Below are 17,021 nucleotides of genomic sequence, written 5' to 3' on the forward strand. Positions count from 1 at the left end.
CATGACCCTTGTGACATGGACTCTTGACACTCCGTCCGGCCGGGCCGCGCTGGAGATCGCCTCCGAGTACGCGGACGCGGCGCTGCTGAACCACTCCGTCCGCTCGTACGCCTTCGGGGCCGAGTACGCGGACCGGCACGGGCTCTCGTACGACCGCGAGCTCTTCTACGTCAGCGCGCTGGTGCACGATCTCGGCCTGACCGCACCCTTCGACAGCCACACCCTTCCCTTCGAGGAGGCGGGCGGCCACGTGGCGCGCGTGCTGACGGCGGGCCTGGGCTGGCCGGCGCAGCGGCGGGCGCGCGCCGAGAAGATCATCGTGCAGCACATGCGCGAGGACGTCACGGCGGCCGAGGACGTGGAGAGCCACCTGCTCCAGATCGGCACGACCGCGGACGTCTCCGGGGTCGGCGTCGGTGACGCCGACCCCGTGTTCACGGCCGCGCTGCTCGCGGAGTACCCGCGCCTCGGCTTCGGCGACGCCTTCTTCGCGCTGGTCTCGGAGCAGGCCGAGCGCAAGCCGCAGTGTGCGGCGGCGGCCTATGTGGCGAGCGGTGCGAAGGACCGCATCGCGGCCAATCCGCTCGACCGGCAGGTCTGAGGGAGCGGGATCACCGGTAGGTCTGCGGGAGCGGGATCAGAAGAGGCCCAGCGCGTTGTCCAGGGACCAGGCCTGCCAGGCCATGGTGAAGAAGGCGACCCCGGAGATCAGGGCCATCATCAGGTTCTGCCCCTGTTCGCCCCAGTCGTGGATCATCAGCACCAGGTAGACCAGGTTGAGCACCAGCCCGGCGATCAGGGCTATGGGGGTCAGGAATCCGGCGATGAGGCCGAGGCCCAGGGCCAGTTCGGCGTAGGCGACGAGGTAGGCCATGAAGCGGGGACGGGGCTTCACGACGACGTCGAAGCCGCGCGTGACGAACCCCCAGCGGTGCTTCTCGGCAACGCCCGCGGCCCAGCGGATGCCGCCTCCGCCGAACCAGTCCTTCTTGTCCTTGTGCCGCCAGCTCTCCAGCCACCACAGCCCGAGCCCGATCCGCAGAACGGCGACCCATTCGGGCCCGCCGAGCCAGATGGTCTGCATCCTCGGTTCCTTCCCTCGCATTGATCTGACGATGTGTCAGTTTCGAGGGAAGGGAGCCGGGGTGGCAAGGGGTCGGCCACTCCGAATGCGGATCACCCGATCCAGGGCTATGAATGAATATGTCCCTTATGTGATCGGAGTGACGCGTGGACGACTATCCGCTCCTCAATCTGTTCTGGACGATGCTCTGGCTCTTCCTGTGGGTCATGTGGTTCTTCCTGCTGTTCAAAGTGATCACGGACATCTTCCGGGACCACGAACTGCACGGCTGGGGCAAGGCGGGATGGCTGATCCTGGTCCTCCTGCTGCCGTACATCGGCGTACTCGTCTACCTGATCGTCCGCGGCCGCGGTATGAGCAAGCGGGACGTGAAGCAGGCGCAGGACAACGAGAAGGCCTTCCAGGACTACGTCCAGAAGGCGGCGGGCGCAGGCCCGCGCCACAGCCCGGCGGAGGAACTCGCGAAGCTGTCCTCCCTCAAGGAGAAGGGCGACCTGACCCAGGAGGAGTTCGACAAGGCCAAGGAGAAGCTCCTGACCTGAGGGGCCGCATTCACTCCCCGCCCCCTGTCCTTGCCCTGGGCCTGGCCCTTGCCCTGGGCCTGCTCCGCCCCCCACCGCGCGTGCGGTGGGGGGCGGAGTGGCTGCGGGTGGGGCTGCGGGTGCGGATGCGGTGGGGGCGTGGGTGTGGTGCGTCAGGCCGCGACCGCGGCCATGAGCGGCGACGGCGGGCCGGCGGCCGGGGTCCGGAGCCCGGTGATCGGGCCGGCACCCGCGTCGGCGTCCGTGAGCAGGTCGATCAGGGAGGAACGGGCCCGGGCCACGCGGGAGCGGACGGTGCCTATCGGGCAGCCGAGCATGAGCGCCGCCTCCGCGTACGGCAGGCCCATGAGCTGGGTGAGGACGAAGACCTCGCGGCGCTCGGCGGGGATGGCCGCCAGGAGCTCCGCGAGCGCGACGCCGTCCTCGAATCCGGGCACGTCGCGCGGCTGGTTCTGCTCGGCGGCGCTCTGCCAGTCGTCTCTGTCCGCGATCCGTGGGCGGGCCGCTTTGTGGCGCAGGCTGTCCACCACGGTTCGCCGGGCGATGGAGAGCAGCCAGGTGCGGGCGGAGGAGCGGCCCTCGAAGCGGTGGAGGCTGCCGAGGGCGCGCAGGAACGTCTCCTGGGTGAGGTCATCGGCGGACTGCGGATCGGCGCTGAGGTAGGCGACGTAGCGGCGGACGTCACGGTGCAGGGCGCGTACGAACTGGTCCACCGCGTCGGGGTCGCCGTCCCGGGCGGCCAGCGCGAGGAGGGTGACGGCCTCGTCGGGGCCGGCGCAGTGGCGGGCGGGGGCGGGGGCAGGGGCGGAAGCGGCGGCGGGCCGGGCGGCGGGCGTGCTGGCGGTCGCGCGGGTGAGCAGGGCAGGGGTCATCGCCTGAGGTCCTTCGGGGAATCCGGGGGCCGGTGCCGCACGGCGGGGACCCCGCGTCTGCCGGGAGTCCCGGGAACCCCGGGTCTCGTGGGAGGCCTGAGGGTCCCGGGACGCCCGAGGGCCCCGGGGACGCTGCGCCTGCTGAGTGCCAGGGCAGCCGGGACCGGGCGGGCGCGGACGCGGGGTGCGGGGCGCTGTGGGCACGGCTGGGCCGGTGAACGGGTTACGGCCTGCCGGACGGCATGACCGATGCCCGAGGCGCGGTGCGGGGCGGTGGGCCCGTCGCGCGTCGGGAAGCCGGCTGTCAGATGACAGCGGTCCCGTGGGGCGGACCCCGTGAGGTGAGGGCGTCGGCGAGCAGCAGCCTGCGCGGTGTCCGGACCCGGTGCTCCCGGGGGAAGCGGATGCGGGGCCGGTACGCGGGCGCGGGGAGCCGGAAGAGCAGCCGCAGCGGTACGAGGAGCAGCGCGGCCACGGCGCGCAGGACGCGGAAGGCGCCGCGTTCGCCGTACGCGAGCCAGAGGCCGCAGACCAGGGCGGCGAGGAGGTGACCGGCGAGCATGCCCAGGGGGGACATGGACCCCATCGAGGCCATGGACCCCATGGGGCCCGTCGGGCCGGTGGAGTGCAAGGGCGCCGTGCCGTCGGCGACCGAGTGCGCGGCGTGCATGACGTGCTGGGTGTGGCCGCCCGTGTCCGGGGGCGACGAAGACTGCGGGAGGAGCGCGGGTGGGGCGCAGAGCAGGTACTGGGCCCAGCGGCGGCCCAGGGAGGTCAGCGCGCCGGGGGAGGTCAGGGAGGTCAGGGAGGCTAACGAAGAAGTGCCGGGTGCCGAGGGGCGTGCCGCCGCGGCCTGGGCCAGCGAGAAACCGCTGTGCAGGGCGATCTGCGCGGCCACGGTCGCGGAGGTGATGGCCAGCAGGCCGCGTTCCCGTCCGGCGAGGACCCATCCGGTCGCGGAGGTGACGGCGAACGCCGCCGCCATCGTCCACCAGGGGACGGAGGTTCCCGACATGAGGACGTGCCCGAGGGACGAGAGCAGCACACAGGTGGCCGCGAACATCGCAGCCCGTACCCCGCGGCAACATCGACCCGTAGTCATGGCCCGGTCATCGTTGCACCGGCCCGGCGGCGGCGACAGAGGGCATCAGGATTTCTCATCGGGCCCCGGAGCGGCTGCGCCGCCGTGTGTCCCACGCCACAACGGAGCCCGGGAACCCGGGTGTTCGTCCGCCCGACTCCTGTCCCGGACCGAAGTGCCGGGCAGCAGCGGATCGGAGTGGACGAACGGTGGCGGAACGGAGCGCTCCGGCGCGGGACGGCGGCCCGGGAGCCGATCGCAGGCTGACGGCGCTGCTCACCAGTGCCATGGCCTTCTCGATGCTCCAGCTCTTCCTCTTCGGTGCCCTCGGCCCCCGTCTGGTGAGGGAGTTGGGGGTCTCGCCGGCCGCGCTCGGCTGGACCACCACGGTCGGATTCGGGACGGCGGCCGTACTGTCGCCGGTCGGCGGCCGCGTGGTGGACCGGATGGGGCCGCGCCGCTCCCTCGTACTCCTGCTCTCGGTGTCCGCCGTGACCCTCGCGCTGATCGGCGCCGCGCCCGGTCCCGGGTTCCTGCTCGCCGCCGTCGCGCTGGGCGGGGTACCGCAGGCCCTGGCCAATCCGGCGACCAACAAGGCGATCCTCGCCGCCGTGGCCCCCGCCAGGCGGGGGCCGGTGACCGGCATGAAGCAGTCGGGCGTCCAGGTCGGGGCCTTCGCGGCCGGTCTGCCGCTCACGGCACTGGCCGGGGGGATCGGCTGGCGCGGGGCGGTGTGGACGGCCGCGGCCACGGCCGCGCTGGCCGCGCTGTGGGCGCTGCGCGCCCTGCCCGCGGACCCTGCGGACGCTGCGGAGCTCGCCTCGAAGGCGGCCGCGCCCCGGGGTTCGCTGGTTCCCCGCGGGTCCATCGCCTGGCTGGCGGTGTTCTCCCTGTTCCTGGGCTGCGGCATCGCCTCCGTCAACACGTACGTGGCCCTCTTCGGCGCGCAGCGGCTCGGCATGGGCCCCACCGCGGCCGGTGCGCTGGTCGCGGTGCTCGGCGTCGCGGGCATCGGCGGACGCGTGGGCTGGGCGAAGGCGGCCCGGCCGGGGCGCGCCGAGTGGCTGCCGGGAGGGCTGGCGGCCGGTGCGGTGGGGGCGGCGGCCCTCCTGGCGGCGGCGCTCGCGGTGCCCGCGCTGGTCTGGGCGGGGGTGGTGGCCGTCGGGGTGTTCGCGGTGTCGGCCAACGCCGTCTCGATGGTCCTGGTGATGCAGCGCTCCGCCCCCGGCCGGGCCGGCCAGGACTCCGCCCTCGTGGCGGCCGGCTTCTTCGCCGGCTTCGCCGTCGGCCCGTCCCTCTTCGGCCCCCTCGCGGAAACCGGCCGGTACGGCCCGGGCTGGCTGCTGGTGGCGGCCGAGTTCGCGGCGGCCTGCGCCGTCGCGACGACCTGGGCGGTGCGGGAGCGGAGGGCTGGGCCGGCGGAGGTACGGGGGCCTGGGCTGCGGGTTGGGCGGGGGCGTTGAGGGGCGCCGGGGGGAAGAGTGTGGAGGAGCGGCCGGATCAGGGATGCCCGTGCCCCCTCCGGCCGGTGCGATCCGGACCGGTCACCTATCAGCACCGCCCAGCCGGACGGTATGGAGGCCCGGGACGGTCAGAGCATCCAGGACCGGGCGGTCGGACACCCTTCCCGAGACTTCGGACAGCCAGCCCACACCAGGGGATGACCATCGGCCCCATCCGGGTCGGTGGGCGCGTCAGATCGCTACACACTCCCACTCGGCCAAGCGACTACCGACCGTCCGTGGGTGATGTGGGTGCCACGGGTGGCACGGGTGGCACGCACGTGAGAGCCGGTGGTCTTGGGACGAAGACGAAGACGAAGACGAAGAGAGGATGCGCATGCGTACGAGCACGAGCACGAGCACGAGCACGGGCACGGGCACGGGGTCTAGGACCCGGGGGGTGGAATGGGCGGGGCGGGCGCTTGCCGAGGTTCTCGATGGGGTTGGGGAGGCTGGCGGGGAGGTTGGGGAGCGGTTCCCGCTGTACGCCGAGGCGGAGACGGGGCGTTGGACGACCACCGGGCGGGGTTCGTGGGCCGGTGGGTTCTGGGCTGGGCTGCTCTGGTTGCGGGCCCGGTACACGGGCGCCGAAGCTGACCGGGCCCTGGCCTCCGCGTGTACCGGCCGGCTGACCGACTGGGCGGACGCCGACACCTCCACGCGCGGGCTGATCCTCTGGTACGGGACCGCTCTGGCCGTGGGTGACACGGGGGCAAGGGACGTACGTACGCGGTCGGCCGGTGCCTGCCTGGCGGCGATGGACGCGGAACTGGGGCTGCTGCCCTGGGGATCGGCGTTCGGCGGTCCCCGCCTGCTGGCCCGGGTGGACGGAGTGCCCGGCACGGTCCCCCTGCTCGCCACCGCCGGACCCCGGGGCGCCGCAGCGGCGGCCTCCCACCTCCAACGGCACCTGAGCCTGTGCCTCCCCCCGCACCCCGGGCCGGAGTTCGTGCCCGCCTGGTCCTACGAGGAGGGTGCCGGTTGGCGGGCCTGCGCGGAGCCAGTGCCCGGCTGGAGCCGGGGCCGGGCCTGGTTGCTGCTCGCACTGGCCGACGTACTGCACCGCCCCGCCGTCGCCGAGCAACTGCCGGGGAGCCCAGAGGCACTGGCGGAACAACTGGCGACCTCATGGACGGGGCCGGGGACACCCCTAGTCCCCCCGGCCGACGATGCACGGCCCGACGGCCCCCAGGACACATCAGCCGCAGCCATCACGGCCGTAGCCCTCCTGAAACTCGCCCGCCTCCCCGGCCCCCACGCCGCACACCACGCGCACCGCGCAGCCGAGATCCTGCAACGCCTGGTCGACGGACACCTGTCCCGGGGCAGACTGCTGGACGGCTGCTACGACGCAGAGAAGGGCATCGCCCTCCGGCACCAACTGATCTGGGGCGACTTCTTCCTGGCACTGGGCCTGGCCGAGCTGACCGGCCTGGTGGACATCCGTGACGTGTGACCACGACATGTGACCGTGATTCCTGACCGTGACGTGTGACCGCTACGTGTGACCAGCACCGCGCCCCCCGTCCATGACACCCATGACACCCATGACACCCATGACACCCACATCACCCACGGACGGTCGGCAGTCGCTAAGCCGAGCGAGAGTGTGTAGCGATCTGATGCGCCCACCGACCCTGCGAAGGGGTGGTGGTCGTCCTTACGGTCCGGTTGGCCGTGCGAAGTCTCGGGAAGGGTGTCCGACCGCCCGGTCCTGGGCGTTCTGACCGTCCCGGGCGTCCATACCGTCCGGCTGGGCGGTCCCGACCAGTGACGGGTTCGGATCGTCGCACCGGCCGGAGGGGGCATGGACATCCCTGATCCGGCCGCTCCTCCGTATCCGTCCCTCCCGGCCGTTCCCCGGGGGGAACCCGGAAGTCTTGTGGCATTTCGGGGTGGGTCGGTCGGTCAAGGGTGGCCGAAGGCCATCGCGAAGCGACGCGACCGCAGGGAGCGCCCTTGACGGGCCGGCCCGCACCGAAAGGACACTGGACTGCCGGGCTCCCCCCGGCGCCCCTCAACGCCCCCGCCCAACCCGCAGCCCAGCCACCCCCCCACCCCCACCCCCTACCCCCCATACCCCCCCAACACCCTCCGAGCCACCCCACTGATGTGCAGTTCGTCCGGCCCGTCCAAGATGCGGGCGGTGCGGCCGGAGCGGTAGAGGGCGGGGAGGGCGGTGTCGGGGCCGAGGCCCGCCGCGCCGTGGACCTGGATGGCTGCGTCCGTCACCTGCTGGAGCGTCCGGGCGGCGGCCACCTTGGCCAGGCCCACCTCGACGTGCGCGTCCAGCCCGGCGGCGATCCGTGCCACGGCCTCGTGGACGATCGGGCGGGTCGTGCGCAATGCCAGCAGTGACTCGAAGACGTGGCTCTGGACGAGCTGGTGGCCCCCCAGCGGACCGCGCGACCCCGTACGGGAGTTCACGCGCGCGCACATGAGATCGAAGGCGCGCTGCGCCTGGCCGAGCCAGCGCAGGCACCGCAGCGTGCGGCCCAGCTGGAGGCGTTCCCCGGCGATGGCGAGGGCCTGGCCGCGTTCCCCGAGCAGGTGGTCGGCGTCCACGCGGACCCGGTCGAACTCGATCTCCCACTGGCCCGACGCGCCCAGTACGGGCAGCTCCCGCACCACGCGGAAGCCCGGAGCCGAGGTGGGGACGAGGAGGAGGGACAGGCCCGTGCGGTCACCCTGCTGTCCGTCGGTGCGGGCCAGGACGGTGACCAGGTCGGCCTCGGCGGCGTGCGAGGTGAACCACTTGCGCCCGCTCACGGTCCAGCTCCCGTCGCACTCCTCGACGGCGCGCGTGGTCGTCAGGAACGGGTCGGTGCCGGGGGTCTCCGGATCGGTCATGGCGTAGCAGGCGCGCAGCTCGCCGGCCGTCAGGCGCCCGGGGTACAGCGCGCGCACCCGCTCGCTGCCGTGGCGCCACAGCATCGTGACGTCCAGCAGCGGAGCCGATCCCAGGGCGGCCGGTCCGTGGTCGCTGGCCCCCTCGGCTTCGGCGAACCGCGCGTACTGCGACAGGTCGACTCCCTGGCCGCCCAGTTCGGCGGGGAGCGGCAGTGCCCACAGGCCCGCCTCCTTCGCCCCGATCTGGAGCTCCCGCAGGGCGGTTGCCGCCGCCGGGCCGCCCGCGTCCAGTACGGGCTCGTAGGGCATGACCCGCTCGCGCACGAACTCGCGCACGCGCTCCCGCAGTTCCGGCTCGGAGCGGGTTCGGTCGGTGCCCGGGTCTCCTCCATGTTCGGTCACTCGGTACTCCACCACTTTCCTCCAGCCTGCCGGGAACCCGTGGGAACGGCAGTGCGACTGCCTTCCCGTGGAACTGGTCGGGCGCGTGCGCCCCCTGGTTCCCGCGTACGGATCATCCGGATCATCTGCGGTCCCGGTCCACCGCCGGGCCAGAAGTAGAGGAGAGGCATGGCGTCACCAGCCGTCACCCAGACCGCTCGGCCGCTCGACGGGCTGCGCTTCACCGCCTCGGGACCGACCGCGCTCGCCGGCCCGGTGGCCGGGCACCTGAGGCTGCTGGGAGCCGTGGGGGAGCCGGGAGGGGACGCGGGAGGCGATGGGGGCGCGGCCCGCATCACCTTGGCCGACGAGGAGTTCGGGACCCGTCTCGGCACCGGCTCTTCCGCCCCCGCCTCCGCCTCCGCCTCCGCCACCGTCTCCTGGTCATCGGGCCCGTCCGTCCCCACGGGCACCCCCGTCACCGACGAGGCGACCGCGCAGGCCGCCAGCGGGATCATGGCCGTCCACGGCCGCCGCGACGGCGTACCGCGCGGCCTCGCCGTGGACTACGCCGTCACCGCCACGGCCATCCTCACCACCCAGGCGCTGCTGGCCGGCCTGCTGGCCCAGGCCAGGGGCGGCCAGGCCAATGCCGGGCACCCGCACCGGAACGGACACCCCCACCCGCACCCGAACGCCCACCCCCACGCCCACCCCCACGCCCACCCCCACCCCCACCCCCACCCCCACGCCCACACCTACGTAGACCGCTCCGGCCTCCTGGTCGTGTCCCAGTACCTGGCCGCGACCGGCGCCGATGAGGGCGAGGCCGCCGAGCTCGCGCCGGGCGGGCCCCCCTTCACCGCCGCCGACGGCACCCTCTTCGAGCTGGAGACCCTGGACCCGGGCGCCTGGGCCGGGTTCTGGCGCGCCCTGGAGGCCCCCGCCGACGCGATGCGGGCCGGCTGGCGGCCCTTCCAGTTCCGGTACGCCACCGCGTGCGCCCCCTTCCCCGAGGCACTGCACGCCACCACCCGGGCCCACGGCTGGCAGCGGATCCGGGAGGCTGCGGCCGCCTCGGGGGCCGAGGTCTGCCGGCTGCGGAGCCTGGCCGAGCGGGGCGCCGAACGGGCCGCCGAGCAGGACGGGGCCGCCGAGCACGACGGGCCCGCCCCCTGGACCCTGGCCCCGTACGGCTCCGGCGCCCACGTGCCGAGGCCGGCGCCCGCGATCGGAGGCCCCCTCGCGGGGCTGACGGTGCTGGAGGCCGGCCGCCGCGTCCAGGCGCCGCTCGCCGCCCACCTGCTGGGGCTGCTCGGCGCCGAGGTCATCCGGATCGAGCCGCCGGGCGGCGATCCGCTGCGCGGCATGCCGCCCGCCTGTTCGGGAGTTTCCGCCCGCTGGCTGGCGCTGAACCGGGGCAAGAGCGCCGTGGAGATCGACATCAAGTCCCCCGGTGACCGGCTCCGGTTGCGGGAGCTGGCGGCCGGAGCCGATGTGTTCCTGCACAACTGGGCTCCGGGGAAGGCGGCCGAGCTCGGGCTGGACTCCGGCGACCTCGCGCGGGTCAACCCCGCGCTCGTGTACGCGTACACCGGCGGCTGGGGCACGGGCCGGATCGCCGATGCCCCGATGGGTACGGACTTCATGGTCCAGGCCCGCACCGGCGTCGGCGAAGCCGCCCGTCCCGAGGGCGAGGTGCCCGCGCCCTCGCTGATGACCCTGCTCGACGTGATGGGCGGGCTGCTCGGCGCCGAGGCCGTCCTCGCGGGGCTGCTGCTGCGCGAACGCACCGGGCGGGGGGTCCGGGTGGACTCCTCGCTGCTCGGCGCCTCCGACCTGCTCACCGCCCCGGCCCTGCGCCGCGCCCGGAGCGGGGGGCGCACCCGCCGGCCCGCCGGGTTCCGTACGCCGCTGCGCACCGCAGACGGCTGGGTCGCCCCCACCGACGCGGACGCCGCGGCCTGTGCGCGGGCGGCCACCGCCCACGGCCTCGCCGGTCTGCCCACCGAGGACGCCGTACGGGCGCTGCGCGCGCACGGCCTGCACGCGACCGCCGTCACCACCGACCTGGCCGACCTGCACCACGACCCGCGCTTCGCCGGCTCGATCAGCCGGGACGCGCACGGTGCCCCCGCCGTTCCCGACCCCTGGAGCTTCGTATGACCGTCGCCCTGCACGATCTGCTGCCCGTTGGCCTCCGCCGTTCGTGGGTGGTCGACGGCACCTGCCCCGACCTCGACCTCTACAGCCTCTTCCGGGCCCGCCAGATCGCCGATCTGCACCGCACCGCGATCGTCGACGCCAAGGGCAAGCTCTGTTACACCGCGCTCGACCGCAAGGTGCGATGTCTGGCCACCGGCCTCGCCGACCTCGGCGTACGGCCGGGCGACGTGGTCGGTGTCCAGCTGCCCAGCGGGCGCGACGCGGTCACCGCCGACCTCGCCCTGGCCGCGCTCGGAGCGGTGGCCCTGCCCTTCCCCGTGGGCCGGGGCGGCCAGGAGGCCCGGTGCCTGCTGCGCCGTGCCGAGGCCGTGGCGGTCATCGCCGCCGTGGAGCACCGGGGGGTGCACCACGCCGCCGAACTGCGCGACCTGGTTTCCGAGCTGCCCGCGCTGCGCCATGTCATCGCCGCCGGACCGGCGGGCACGGCACCCGAAGGAACGATTCAGCTCTCGATGCTGCTGCGCTCCGACCCGGCCGCCTTCGTCCCCTCCCGGCCCGACCCCGACAGCGCCGCCCGCATCCTGGTGTCGTCCGGCTCGGAGGCGGAGCCGAAGATGATCGCGTACTCCCACAACGCGCTCGCCGGCGGCCGCGGCAACTTCCTCGCCTCGCTGATGCCCGACGGTACGCCGCCGCGCTGCCTGTTCCTCGTGCCGCTCGCCTCGGCCTTCGGCTCCAGCGGCACCGCGGTCACCCTCGCCCGGCACGGCGGAACCCTGATCGTCCTGGACCACTTCACGCCGGAGGCGGCCCTCGCGGCGGTGCGCGAACACCGGCCCACCCACGTGCTCGGGGTGCCCACGATGGTCCGCATGATGGTCGACCGGCTGGAGGCGGAGGCGGCGGAGGCCGAAGCGGCGGGTTCCGGCGCCGTCCCGCCGCTGCCCGCGCCCGTCGCCGTGGTCCTCGGCGGCGCGCCCCTGGACGAGACCACGGCCGAGAGCGCGAGCCGCGCCTTCGGCTGCCCGGTGGTCAACCTCTACGGCTCGGCCGACGGGGTCAACTGCCACACCGGGCTCACTGCGCCGGCCGAGGGTCCGGGTGTCGGCGCGGGCATCGCCGCCGGCCGCCCCGACCCCCGGGTCGCCGACATCCGCATCGCCGACGCCGAGACGCACGAGCACCTCCCGGACGGGCAGGTCGGGGAGATCATCGCGCGCGGCCCCATGACCCCCATGTGCTACGTGGCCTCACCCGATCTGGACGCCCGCTACCGCACCCCCGGGGGCTGGGTCCGCACCGGGGACCTCGGCCTGATCGACGAGGGCGGGGTCCTGCACGTCGTCGGCCGCCTCAAGGACGTCGTCATCCGCGGGGGCGCCAACATCAGCCCCGCCGAGGTGGAACGGGCGCTCTCCTCCCACACCCGGGTCCGTGACGTCGTCTGCGTCGGAGTGCCGGACGAGCTGATGGGCGAGCGCCTCGCCGCCTGCGTGGTCCCCCGCGGCGGGCAGGAACCGGCCCTCACCCTCGAGTCGCTGGGCGCACACCTCACGCGGCAGGGCCTCGAGCTGCGCAAGCACCCCGAACGCCTGCTGGTGCTGGCGGAGCTGCCGCTGACCCCGGCCGGCAAACCCGACCGCGCCGCCCTGCGCGAGCGGCTGGCGGCTGCCGGTCCGGCCCCCGTGACCGCCGGTGCGAGGGCCGCCACGGCCGCCGCGGTGGGCGCGTAACGAAGGCGGGGCGGGCCCCGGTGGCCCGCCCCGCCCGCTTCACTCAGCCGGCTTCACTCAGCCCGCTCCACCGGCTCAGCCGGCCCCGGCCTACCCGGCCTACCCGGCCTTCCCCATGGCCTTCTTCAGCTCGGCCCCCGCGTTGCGGTAGACCGGCAGCAAGTCGAGGTCGGCCCCCGGGTAGTTGACGATCTCCACCTGCCGCGCGCCCGAGTCGGGCAGGACGGTCCCGGTCGACATGTGCGCGTTGTCCAGCACCAGCGCCGGCTTCTTCGCGGACAGCTCGGCCAGCTGCGCCGGGGTGACCGCCTCGGGACCGTACGTACCGACCGTGGTGGCGCCCGCCAGCTTCGCGGACCAGGTGGAGAACACCTGGCTCACGACCGCCGGGCTCTTCCCGCCGGGCCAGGCGGCCTGAACGTCCTTGGCCACCAGGCCGTACTCGGTGTCGAAGGACGCCGTCCACTTCGCGGCGGCCGCCTCGGTGCCGAACAGCTTGCCCAGCCGGGCGACTTCGGCCTTGACCTTGTCGGCGTCGTTGTCGAGGGCCACCTCCACCAGCTCGGCCTTCGAACCGGCAGCCTCCTTGATCTTCGCGGCGTACGGCTCGAACGGCGCGTACAGCACGAAGTCGGCCGAGGCGACGGCGGCGAGGTCGGAGGGCTTGGGGTCGTAGTCCGGCGCGTGGTGCACGGACTGCGGCACGATCACCTTGACGTCCTGCGCACCGGCGGCCTTCGCGAAGGCGCCCTCCCAGGTGGTCGTCACCACCACGACGGGCTTGCCGCGCTTGGCCTGGGCGCCACTGCCGCCGTCCCCTTTGCTGTCGGTGCTGCCGCAGCCGGTGGCCAGGGCGGCCAGGGCCGAAGTCAGTGTGAGGAGGAGGGTGTTGCGGGCAGTGCTGCGGACGCGGGTTCGCGACGCCATGAGCTGATTCTCCGTTCGGGTACGAGGTGCACCGCGAGGACGAGTACCCCCGCGGTCAGGACGAGGACCGGACCGGGCGGCCAGTCCAGTCGGAGGGCGATGAGGAAGCCGGTCAGGTTCACGAAGACGCCGATCCCCACCGCCCATCCGGTGATCGATTTCAGTGAGGTGCCCAGCCGGCGCGCGGCCAGTGCGGGCAGCAGGGTCAGGGCGTCGACCAGCAGGGCGCCGGTGAGTTTGATGGCCCCGGCGACCGCGACCGCGACGAGCACCAGCAGTACGGCGGTCAGCGCCCGCACCGGCACGCCCGAACACTGCGCGAGCTCACGGTCGTACAGCAGCAGGGCCACATCGCGGCGCCGCCACCAGAACAGCCCGGGTACGAGGACGGCCAGCGCCCCGAGCACCACGAGATCGGCGGTCCCGACGGACAGGATCGACCCCCACAGCAGGGCGAAGGCGCCCGAGGCGTTCACCCCGGAGACCGCCAGGACCAGCAGCGCGGCGGCGATCGCGAGGCTCATCAGCAGCCCCATGGCCCCCGACAGCCCGTCCGGCGTCCGGGCCAGCGGCGCGACACCGGCCCCGGCCAGCGCGCAGGCGACCAGCGCGCACAGCATGGGGTCGAGTCCCGCGAGCAGTCCGACGGCGATGCCCAGCAGAGCGACGTGCATCATCGCGAAGCGGACCGGCATGATGTCCAGCCCGACGATGACCACCCCGATCACGGGCAGCCCGACGGCGGCCAGCAGCAGGGCGAAGCCCGCCCGCTGTACGGGGACCAGCTGCAGCAGGGTGCCGAGGTCGGCGCCGGCCGCCAGGGTGGCGCTCACCGGACCTCCCGCAGCCGGCCCGCGGCCATCTCCAGTACCCGGTCGCAGCGTTCCGCGAGGGCCCGGTCGTGCGTGACGACGACGAGCGTCACGGGCAGCGCGGCCAGCACGTCGGCGGCCTCGTCCTGCCCGGCGAAGTCGAGGGCGGCGGTCGGCTCGTCGGCGAGCAGCACTCCGGCTCCGGCGGCGACGCACCCGATGGCCCGGGCCAGGTACATCCGCTGCAGCTGGCCTCCGGACAGGGTGTGCAGCGCCCGCCCGGTCAGCGGTGCCACGCCCAGCCGGTCGGCGGCTTCGGCGGCCGCCCGGGGGTCCCCGCTGCTGGCGAGGAGCTCCCGGCCGAGGAGCGGAAACCGTCCGGCGGCGGGCTTCTGCGGGATCCACGCGCAGACCCGGCGCCGCCAGGCCGCGTCGGTGTCGCGGCCGCCGACCAGGATCGTGCCGCTGACCTGGGGGTGCAGGCCGAGCACGGCGCGCAGCAGCGTGGTCTTGCCCGAGCCGTTGGTCCCGGTCAGGGCGACGCGTTCACCGGCCGCGATCTTCAGATCCACCCCGGTCACGGCCTCGACCCGGCCGTGGCGGCACCCCACCCCCTCCATCCGCACGTCCAGCCCGCCCATCCCACGCCCTTCCGCCGTCACCGGTCCCGTCCCCACACGGAGTTGGTCGGTGGGCGGGGTCCCCCAGTTCCAGCGATCTTCGGGGTGGTGCGGCGCGGCTTGGTGCGGCCCGGTTCGGTGCGGCCCGGTTCGGCGTGGGTACGGTCACAGCTCCCGGGCGGGCCAGTCGAGCAGCCGGGCCCCGATGACGGCGGTCTGCAGGGTGTAGCGCTGTACCGGATCGGCCGGACTGGAGCCGGTGAGCTGCTGGATGCGTTCCAGGCGGTACGTGAAGGCCCGCACGCTCAGGCTCAGCCGGCGCGCGGCCTCCGCCGCGTTGCAGCCGGAGTCGAAGTAAGCGGCCAGGGTGTCGAGCATCACCGGAGCTCCGCCCCGGGCCTTCCTGAGCGGCCCCAGCGCGCTGAGGACGAGATCGGCCATGGCCTGCCGGTCCCGGGTGAGGACGGGGAAGACGAGCAGGTCGGCGGCGCGCAGCAGGGGGGCTTCGAGGTTCATGCGCCCGGCGAGGTCGAGGGCGTTCAGCGCCTCCTCGTAGGAGTGGACCACCCCGCCCGCCCCGGGATGCGCGCGGCCGATGGCCACCTGCCCGCCCCGGGTCGCCGCGCGGGCCTGCTCGGCGAAGTGCACGAGGACGTCGTCCTGGTCCCCCGGCGCGACGCACAGGAGGCGCCCGTCCTTGGCGGTCAGCAGGATCCGCCGGTTCCCGAACCGTCCGGCGAGGGCCCGTTCCACGCTCCGCATGGCGGGATGCGCGTCGTCGTAGGCCTGCGGACCGTTCGCGACCGCCACCGCGTGGGTGTGGGAGAGCAGCAGCCCGAACCGTTCGGCGCGCTCGGCGAGGTGCCCGGGGTCGCGGCGGCCGTGGAGGAGGTCGTCGATGAACTCCCGCCGGGCCGCCTCCTCCTGGCGCACGGCCAGGAGCTGGGCCCGCTCGTGGCCTTCGGCGAGCGCGTCGACGACCTGCTCGACCGCGGCCAGGACGTGGTCCAGGGAGGCGGGGGAGAGTCCGGGGCAGGCCGCGCGGGTCGTGGCCAGGTGTGCGCGCACCAGGTCGCGAAGCGAGCAACCGGCCTCCGCGGCGCGTTCCCCCGCGGCGCGGCGCGATTCCAGTTCGTCGCGGGTGAGCCGCCGCCCGGTGGCGCAGACCTCGGCCAGGATCGGCTGGTAGCCGTCGAGGCAGTCCTCGGGTATCTCACGGGCCGCCACGGTTTCTCCTGGTTCCTGATGGGTTCTCAGCGGGCCGGTTTCGCCCTCTTGACGTGCGAGCGTCAAGGGTTGCAGACCGCCCGGACGGGCCGTCACCCGGCATCAGGAACGCGCTGGGACTCCCGCCGGATCACCCCGAGGGGGGCAGAGCCGTCGTCGCATCGGTGAGGGCCGTCCCGAGCTGCTCGGCGCCGCCGTACCCCTTCGCCCGGCGCAGGTCGGTGCCGCGCAGGTCCGTGTCCCGCAGCCGGGCGCCGGAGATCACGGCGCCGTCGAGGCCCGCCCCGCGCAGGTTGGCCCTGCTCAGAACGGCCTTCGTGAGGAACGAGCCGGTCAGGTCGGCCCCGGGGAGCCAGGCGTTCTCCAGGTCGGCGTCGCGCAGATCGGCGTGGCTGAGGTCGCAGTCGGCCAGGCGGGCGCGCCCGAACCGGGCGCCGGTGAGGTCGGCGCCCGGCAGGTTCGTGCGGCGGAGGTCCAGCCTGGTGGGCTCTTCCCGTGCCGGGCGCCTGCCCAGCACGGTCAGGGCGGCCTGGATCTCCTCGGTGACGGGCCCGGATCCCGGTCCGCCGCCTTCCGGCAGGCGCGCGTGCTGCCGTATGAACCCGGCGAGCACCGCGACGACCGTCGTATGGTCCTTCGCCGAGTCGCGCATGATCCGTTCGAGGCTGTAGATGCCGCCGAGGCGCTGGGTCGGGTGGTCACCGCTCAGCAGCTTGATGGCTTCGACGTAGCGGTCCGTCACCTGCCCCTCGCGCGTGAGCTCGGCCTGCTCCCGGTCCCGGGCGCGCGTGTGCTGCAGGGAGTGGTGCGTGTAGTACAGGCCCAGGCAGGCTATGACCCCGGCCCCGAGGGCGACCAGGGTGGTCCTGAAGCCGGTGACGATCACCCCGTCGGCCGGCTGGAGGTTCTGCGTGCGCAGATGACCCCCGTCAACCATCCACGGGCCCCGCCACATCAGGATCAAGTAGCCGGCCAAGACACCGAAGAGGGCAACCGCCCGAAGGGTCCGCTTCATGCGGCACATCATGTCCAGACACGCGGCCCCGTAGTCACTCAGTCAGCCGCCCAAATACAGAAAGAGCCGGCACAGATTTCTCTGCACCGGCTCTCACCTGGTACTTCAGCGTCGGGGTGGCGGGATTTGAACCCACGACCTCTTCGTCCCGAACGAAGCGCGCTGCCAAGCTGCGCTACACCCCGATGTCCACCCCTGCAGCGCTTGCT

15 protein-coding genes and 1 tRNA gene are annotated in these 17,021 nt (G+C 74.0%); 6 read left to right on the forward strand and 10 right to left on the reverse strand.

The features are described 5' to 3' along the window. Position 1: 1 nt before the first annotated feature. Positions 2 to 601, forward strand: a complete 600-nt coding sequence (locus OG904_RS15815) for an HD domain-containing protein (RefSeq protein WP_405491386.1) — start codon at positions 2 to 4, stop codon at positions 599 to 601. A 36-nt stretch (positions 602 to 637) separates the two neighbouring features. Here OG904_RS15815 and OG904_RS15820 read toward each other — a convergent pair whose 3' ends face one another. Beyond that, positions 638 to 1,084, reverse strand: a complete 447-nt coding sequence (locus OG904_RS15820; RefSeq protein ID WP_405491388.1) for a DoxX family membrane protein — start codon at positions 1,082 to 1,084, stop codon at positions 638 to 640. 146 nt (positions 1,085 to 1,230) lie between these two features. On the opposite strand from OG904_RS15820, the gene OG904_RS15825 reads away from it, so the two are divergent. Then, positions 1,231 to 1,626, forward strand: a complete 396-nt coding sequence (locus tag OG904_RS15825) for an SHOCT domain-containing protein (protein WP_405491390.1) — start codon at positions 1,231 to 1,233, stop codon at positions 1,624 to 1,626. Between the two features lie 152 nt (positions 1,627 to 1,778). On the opposite strand, the gene OG904_RS15830 is transcribed toward OG904_RS15825, so the two are convergent. Together OG904_RS15830 and OG904_RS15835 are read right to left on the reverse strand one after the other, a co-directional pair. Then, a complete protein-coding gene (locus OG904_RS15830) occupies positions 1,779 to 2,498 on the reverse strand; it encodes a sigma-70 family RNA polymerase sigma factor (protein WP_405491392.1) in 720 nt (239 codons plus the stop codon). A 304-nt stretch (positions 2,499 to 2,802) separates the two neighbouring features. Further along, entirely contained in the window at positions 2,803 to 3,561 is a 759-nt protein-coding gene (locus OG904_RS15835; RefSeq protein WP_405491394.1) for a hypothetical protein, read from the reverse strand. 305 nt (positions 3,562 to 3,866) lie between these two features. Between OG904_RS15835 and OG904_RS15840 the strand changes: the two genes are divergently transcribed. Together OG904_RS15840 and OG904_RS15845 are read left to right on the forward strand one after the other, a co-directional pair. After that, positions 3,867 to 5,042, forward strand: coding sequence for an MFS transporter (locus OG904_RS15840; protein WP_405498045.1), 1,176 nt, complete (start codon positions 3,867 to 3,869; stop codon positions 5,040 to 5,042). Positions 5,043 to 5,646: 604 nt separating this feature from the next. After that, entirely contained in the window at positions 5,647 to 6,537 is an 891-nt protein-coding gene (locus OG904_RS15845; RefSeq protein WP_405491396.1) for a sugar ABC transporter permease, read from the forward strand. 611 nt (positions 6,538 to 7,148) lie between these two features. Here the strand turns inward: OG904_RS15845 and OG904_RS15850 are convergent. Further along, positions 7,149 to 8,333: an acyl-CoA dehydrogenase family protein gene (locus OG904_RS15850; protein ID WP_405491398.1), complete on the reverse strand. Its 1,185-nt coding sequence runs from the start codon at positions 8,331 to 8,333 to the stop codon at positions 7,149 to 7,151. A gap of 168 nt (positions 8,334 to 8,501) precedes the next feature. Here OG904_RS15850 and OG904_RS15855 point away from each other — a divergent pair, with 168 nt between their 5' ends. After that, positions 8,502 to 10,478, forward strand: coding sequence for a CoA transferase (locus OG904_RS15855; protein ID WP_405491400.1), 1,977 nt, complete (start codon positions 8,502 to 8,504; stop codon positions 10,476 to 10,478). Then, the gene (locus OG904_RS15860; protein WP_405491402.1) at positions 10,475 to 12,211 is read left to right on the forward strand and encodes a class I adenylate-forming enzyme family protein; all 1,737 of its coding nucleotides are present in this window, start codon (positions 10,475 to 10,477) and stop codon (positions 12,209 to 12,211) included. The genes OG904_RS15855 and OG904_RS15860 overlap by 4 nt, the downstream gene beginning before the upstream one ends. Positions 12,212 to 12,310: 99 nt before the next feature. Here OG904_RS15860 and OG904_RS15865 read toward each other — a convergent pair whose 3' ends face one another. From OG904_RS15865 to OG904_RS15890, 6 genes are all read right to left on the reverse strand, one after another. After that, positions 12,311 to 13,138: a metal ABC transporter solute-binding protein, Zn/Mn family gene (locus OG904_RS15865; protein WP_405491404.1), complete on the reverse strand. Its 828-nt coding sequence runs from the start codon at positions 13,136 to 13,138 to the stop codon at positions 12,311 to 12,313. Next, positions 13,081 to 13,971, reverse strand: a complete 891-nt coding sequence (locus OG904_RS15870) for a metal ABC transporter permease (RefSeq protein WP_405491406.1) — start codon at positions 13,969 to 13,971, stop codon at positions 13,081 to 13,083. The genes OG904_RS15865 and OG904_RS15870 overlap by 58 nt, the downstream gene beginning before the upstream one ends. Then, positions 13,968 to 14,591, reverse strand: coding sequence for a metal ABC transporter ATP-binding protein (locus OG904_RS15875; RefSeq protein ID WP_405491408.1), 624 nt, complete (start codon positions 14,589 to 14,591; stop codon positions 13,968 to 13,970). The genes OG904_RS15870 and OG904_RS15875 overlap by 4 nt, the downstream gene beginning before the upstream one ends. A 144-nt stretch (positions 14,592 to 14,735) precedes the next feature. Continuing rightward, positions 14,736 to 15,797: a PucR family transcriptional regulator gene (locus tag OG904_RS15880; RefSeq protein ID WP_405491409.1), complete on the reverse strand. Its 1,062-nt coding sequence runs from the start codon at positions 15,795 to 15,797 to the stop codon at positions 14,736 to 14,738. Between the two features lie 130 nt (positions 15,798 to 15,927). Beyond that, entirely contained in the window at positions 15,928 to 16,812 is an 885-nt protein-coding gene (locus OG904_RS15885) for a pentapeptide repeat-containing protein (RefSeq protein WP_405491411.1), read from the reverse strand. Between the two features lie 111 nt (positions 16,813 to 16,923). Next, positions 16,924 to 16,997, reverse strand: a tRNA-Pro gene (locus tag OG904_RS15890). Positions 16,998 to 17,021 lie beyond the last annotated feature (24 nt).

Source organism: Streptomyces sp. NBC_00096, assembly GCF_045041305.1.
In the GTDB taxonomy this organism is placed as follows: domain Bacteria; phylum Actinomycetota; class Actinomycetes; order Streptomycetales; family Streptomycetaceae; genus Streptomyces.